The organism is Mycobacterium sp., from assembly GCF_032162605.1.
Taxonomy (GTDB): domain Bacteria; phylum Actinomycetota; class Actinomycetes; order Mycobacteriales; family Mycobacteriaceae; genus Mycobacterium.
This window is the reverse complement of record NZ_JAVROT010000117.1, coordinates 1-5,081: the sequence shown is the minus strand read 5'-3', so window position 1 is coordinate 5,081 and position 5,081 is coordinate 1. Positions and strand designations below refer to the sequence as shown.

5 protein-coding genes and 1 pseudogene are annotated in these 5,081 nt (G+C 65.4%); all 6 read right to left on the bottom strand.

Features of this window, described 5'->3' with window-relative positions; translation table 11 throughout:
• Window positions 1-272: 272 nt before the first annotated feature.
• Window positions 273-1,202 carry a metallophosphoesterase family protein gene (locus QOI01_RS07230; RefSeq protein ID WP_526379499.1) on the bottom strand — a complete coding sequence of 310 codons (930 nt, stop codon included), beginning with the start codon at window positions 1,200-1,202 and terminating at the stop codon, window positions 273-275.
• 11 nt (window positions 1,203-1,213) lie between these two features.
• Complete coding sequence (locus QOI01_RS07225; protein WP_526379498.1) at window positions 1,214-1,534, bottom strand: cupredoxin domain-containing protein; 321 nt, start codon at window positions 1,532-1,534, stop codon at window positions 1,214-1,216.
• 384 nt (window positions 1,535-1,918) lie between these two features.
• Window positions 1,919-2,632, bottom strand: coding sequence for a Rieske (2Fe-2S) protein (locus QOI01_RS07220; protein ID WP_526379497.1), 714 nt, complete (start codon window positions 2,630-2,632; stop codon window positions 1,919-1,921).
• Window positions 2,629-3,166, bottom strand: a pseudogene (locus QOI01_RS07215) (RNA polymerase sigma factor). The gene QOI01_RS07220 and the pseudogene QOI01_RS07215 overlap by 4 nt, the downstream one beginning before the upstream one ends.
• Before the next feature lie 359 nt (window positions 3,167-3,525).
• Window positions 3,526-3,837 carry a hypothetical protein gene (locus QOI01_RS07210; RefSeq protein WP_526379496.1) on the bottom strand — a complete coding sequence of 104 codons (312 nt, stop codon included), beginning with the start codon at window positions 3,835-3,837 and terminating at the stop codon, window positions 3,526-3,528.
• Between the two features lie 403 nt (window positions 3,838-4,240).
• Window positions 4,241-4,774: a Crp/Fnr family transcriptional regulator gene (locus tag QOI01_RS07205; RefSeq protein ID WP_526379495.1), complete on the bottom strand. Its 534-nt coding sequence runs from the start codon at window positions 4,772-4,774 to the stop codon at window positions 4,241-4,243.
• Window positions 4,775-5,081 lie beyond the last annotated feature (307 nt).

The following is a 5,081-nucleotide window of genomic DNA, read 5'->3' as shown; positions in this document are numbered from 1 at the left end:
GACGACGCGGCGAGACTTTGGCGTCGCTTGACGTCCACTGGGTTGACCGATACGGCCATCACCCGCACCAAGATGTCGTGTGGCCTCAGTTCGGGTACGTCGATCTCAATGTCTTGTAGTGCCAATGTATCTGATCGGCCGGTGAGTCTCTCGATCCGGCGCAGTCGATGACGCACATCCGGCACGCGTCGGGGCGACGCCGCTGACCGCCAGAGTGACGCTGAGGGCGGCACGGACGGCGACTTGGCTTGACCGACTCGTGAGGGCTGTGCTCATCGCAGGGTCTGCTCCTTCAGTGCGAGGGTCTGCTGGCCCTTGGTGTAGCTGACTTCCCGGATGCCCAGCGCATCTTTCAGTTTCCCGGCGGGCAGGGTCACCGGTTTGGGCGCCGGCCCATCTCCAGGCTTGGGCAGCGGGTAGGCGGTCGTCGTACCGCTGTGGAAGGTGACGTTGCCTTCGGTCTTGCTGAACAGTTGGTGCACATGCCCGTTGAGGCAGGTCACCGAGGAGAACCGCTGCAGATAGCTCAGCGCTTGGGCGGCGTCGTCGGTGCCCCAGCCCCAGCCCGGGTACATCGCGAACAGCGGGATGTGGCTGAACACGACGATCGGGGTGTCGCTGGACAGGGGTGCGACGTCTTTCTGGATGAAGGCGAGTTGGTCGGGACCGAGGTGGCCCAGCTTCTGCAGATTCAGGGTGTTCACCAGGGCGATGACGTGCACCCCGGCGACCTCGAAGCTGTACCAGCCGTCACCGCGGGTGCCGGCGCCGAAGGCCTGCTGGTATTTCGGATAGTCGATGGTGTCGTGTTCCCCGGGGACGGTGAAGATGTGCGGGGTCTTCAGGCCGGTCATCATTTGCTTGACCTGATCGAACTGATCTGCGGTGGCCAGATGAGTCAGATCGCCGGTGTGGATGATGAAGTCCGGTGTGTAGCCCAGACTGTTGACCTGGTTGATCGCCTCGGTGAACGTGTCGGTCACATTGGGGTTGGCTGTTCCGGTGAAACCGATGTGGCTGTCACTGATTTGGGCGAACCGCAGCGTGGGCTGGGGCTGTGATTGTGGCTGCCTAGCGCACCCCGCGACGCTGGAGAGCACTTCGCCGCCGGCCACGGTGAGCACGACCGCCGTCCCGAACCACGCCGAGTGCCGCATCAGCTGGCGGCGGGTCATGCCGTGGGGATCACGGTCGTCGGTGATGGGGTTTTCGGTCATTTGGTCACCACCACGGTGCCGTGCATGTACGGGTGGATCCCGCAGGCGTAGTCGAAGGCCCCGGCGTTGGGGAAGGTGAACGAATAGGTTGCGCCGGTGCCCATTCCGGGAGAGTGGAATGTGGACCCGTCACTGGAGATGACGGTGTGGGGTTCTTCGTCTTTGTTGGTCCAGGTGATCGTGGTGCCGGCAGGGACCGTCAGGGTCGCCGGGACGAACGCGAAGTTACTGATGTTGATCGCGTTGGCAGCCTGCGGTGCGTCCGTCGCCGCCGGCGCGGACGTCGAACCGGAATCGGCGGGCATCGGCATGGGCATGGACGTGGTGCCGGGCAGGGGGCCTGTCGTGCTGGCGCCGACCATTCCCGGTGTGGTGATGGTATCGGGCCCGAAGCTCACCGTGGCGGGCCCCGCCGCCGGTGTGGTCGTTGCTGAGCACCCGGCGACGAGCAGGAGGGCGATGGCGGTCGCCGCAACTGCCGGGGCGGCAGCGGGGATGCGTTGACGTCGTTCGGACACCGTATTGCAGGACAAGGCGAACACCTCCATGATCGGTGACGCACCCAGGGCTGGGGACGCTTCACAAAGAGATAGGCAGGGGGGTTACACGGGCCCACCGGAAACGCTCCGCGCCGTGATCGAATCCACATCGCCTGCCCGACGGGCCACACTGGCTGCCACACGCACCCGGGGGCGTCACGATTAGGTTGGCTCGGTTGGCTCGGTGGCGGTGAACACTTCGATGTCGCCGTTGTTCTCGCGGACCTGCAGTCGGGGCAGTGGGGTCGGGGAAATCGAGAGTTGGTGGCTCAGAACGGCTCCGGCCGGTGAGAACGACGTCGAGTGGCATGGGCAGCGCAGCCGGTCATCGGGTTGGTCGAACCACAGTCGGCAGCCCTGATGGGTGCATATCCCGGACACCGCCTCGGGTCGGCCGTTCACCCGGCGCACGAAGCCGACGACCGAACCGACGTCGAAGGGATGTACGTCCCCGTCGGGCAGGTCGGAGCTCGCGGCGATCCGCTGCCACGTCCCGTCGTCGGGGGTCATCTGCGTGCCCTTTTCGGCGGTGACGGTGGTGTCGCCCGCAGTGCCCTTGGTGTCGACGATGAGGTGGTCGACGGCGACACCAGCCACCGCGATCCCGGCCGCGGCCGAGGTCCCGACGATCACTTGGCGACGGTTCGGGGAGTACCGCTGAACCAACGGGGTGACCGTCCCGTCCCTCCGCGCCGCGAGTGCGCGGTGCAGCTCGGTGAGGAATTCCTCGCGCGGCGCGTCGGCGCCGAGCCGCGCCACGCGCAGGTCGATGGCGGTGCGGATCTGGGCGGCCTCGAAGTCGTTGGCCGGAAACGGCCGGGGGCGCCGTCCGGCGAGCAGATCGTCCACGTATCGCCGCAACCCACGGGCATTCATTGGTCGTCCTTGTCGTTGACCTGAGCTGCCAGGCGCAGAGCGCGGTGCTGCAGCACCTTGGCGTTGGCCAAGCTGACACCCATCACCACGGCGGCGTCCTTGATCGAACGCCCTTGCAGGGATCGTAGATCCAGAATGTGCCGGTACTGTCCGGGAAGCGAGGCCCGGATGACCTCGACGCGTTGTGGTGCGGTGCTGATCGCTTCCTCACTGTCGGCGACCCCGCCGCCACGTCCTCGATCGAGGTGATTTCGCGGCCCAAGGTTGCCCGCCAGTGCGCAGCAGCACGGTCCGCGCGGTGGCCCGCAGATACGTCCAGACCTCGGCCACGGTCGCAGTCAGGCGTAGCGGCCGAAGCGCGGCCAGAAACACTTCCGCGGTCAGGTCCTGCGCGTCGGGTTGGTTGCCGACCCGGGCGAAGATGCTGCGGTACACCCACGTCGCGTTGTCCTCATATACTGCCTTCCAATCGCTATATCGGTCACCGGACACCAAAGCCAGCCGTGGCGGCTGCGCGGGGTCACGCTGCGACATTCGCTGCCTGCCAACTTGTCTGGTCTGAGTGGGTGGTCCGGACCGATGACCGTGCTCCCTGATGAATAGGGCACCGGGTTACACCCGCCCGCGCCGACCCGGCTGGCTCAGGCGTGGGTGGACACGCCCACGCCGCTGCGGGCGGATGGGTCACCGAGGTGCGGCGACGGCCCGGCGAATCAGGGCACGGTGTCGGAACACTTCGACGGCGGTTCGGCGCCCACCTTGTTGAGGAGGACGCGGTATCCGTTGGCCTGCAACGTCTCACGCGGGGACGCTGCAGGGTTTCCGCCGCTCCATCGAGGGTTGTTCTGCGACCGACGGCGCGTACGTCTCCGCCGGGCCGGTCCGGGTCGCGATTAGCCTCCCTTGCAGAGGATGTCGACCCACACGGTAGTTGACTTCGTCCGGTCAATGATGGCCCCAGCGGAATTGATGTTGTCGTTGTTCATTCCCTCGATACCGGTAACCTTGCAGCCCGAGAGTGGGTATACAACCGCCCCATTGATCTGCACGTTGAAGCCTTGGGCCTGAAGCGCATTGATGGTGTCCTGGGCGTTGCCGTACCCTCCAGGACCGCCGATTGCTGCAGCGGTACTTGCCAATCCCAGGGCGGCGGCCGCCAAGGCGCCCGCGATGGTGGCGGCGATGGCGGGGGTGAACTTCTGCATGTCAAAGCCTCCGTGTGCGCGCTTGGTGGTCGCGCTCTTTGCTGTGGCGGAGCCCTGATGGCTCCCGCTCGTAGATAGGGCCACGGGTTACAAGCGAGACACTCGTGCCGTACTCACCGTCCGGAGTGGGACATCCTAAAACGATTGGTTCGCTGCTGGTTTCGACGAGGCGCCCCCGCGGCCCGAAACTGGTGGGGCCCGCCAAGAGGGCCACGGCCTGACGCCGCCAACCGGTTCCGGGGACACCTACAGGGAACGATAGATCTCACCGTCCCCGACCAGTTAACTGTTGCGGGTCATGACGTTGGAGCCCAATGGACAGACGAAACGCAAACCACTGGTGTTGGGCTCATCAAATGATTACGTTGGGGGGCAACAGATTCGCGATGAAGGCTGAGCCAGTTCAGTTTGGGAGTTCGTGATCGACGCGCAGCGCAGCGCCATCGGTGATGCCGAACCGCTGAGCGAGGTAAAGCAGTTGTTTGGCTATCCGCCCGGGAACGTCGGTGTAGATCTGGTCGGACGCGACGTCGTTGGTGCGGCGCAGTCGGCGGGTGAGGAGTCGAAGCAACTGATCCGCGATCTCGGGTCGCTGGGTCATCCATCGCTGCAGGGCGGCACGGGTCATTTCCGCGGCGCACACATCGGTGAGGGTGGTGACCGAGAAGCTGCGTGGCTCCTCGTCGACGACGGCGAGTTCACCGAAGACGTCGGCGGGGCCCTGGACCGCGATCAGCTGTGTCCGCCCGTGCGCAGTCACCCGGTCGACCTTCACCTTGCCCGTCTCGATGATGTAGAGGCACTTCGCGGGTTGGCCTTGGGAGAAGATTGTGTGCCCGCGCGTGAAGGCGACGGTTCGTAGTTGTTGTGTGAGCGCGGCGACGTCGTGGGAGCCAAGGTCGGCGAAGATACCTGCGCGGGATACGTTCTCGTACACACCGCCCCCTTGCGCTCACGGGTGACGGTGCCCGTTGGCCATGCGGCAACAACGCGTTCCGAATGCATCCCCCCGCGACGCGACTTTACATTGCGCGCCGCGTCCGTAACGTGTCGGTCATGCTGGCAGCCCCAGCTGCCCAAGGGCGCCACCGGGAAAATCCTGCGCCGCAAGGTTCGCGTACCCCGGACCGAGACCACATCCTGACGACACTGCACGCAAGCGACCGAGTACCCGGCTGTTGTCGCGCGACGACGACATGACCGAACTCGACCTCCCAGCCACAGTAACTCAAACTTGATGTCCA

Coding starts and splice junctions, on each gene's coding strand:
- QOI01_RS07210 (WP_526379496.1), bottom strand. CDS start 3,837: ATGCAGAAGTTCACCCCCGCCATCGCCGCCACCATCGCGGGCGCCTTG.
- QOI01_RS07225 (WP_526379498.1), bottom strand. CDS start 1,534: ATGCCCATGCCGATGCCCGCCGATTCCGGTTCGACGTCCGCGCCGGCG.
- QOI01_RS07220 (WP_526379497.1), bottom strand. CDS start 2,632: ATGAATGCCCGTGGGTTGCGGCGATACGTGGACGATCTGCTCGCCGGA.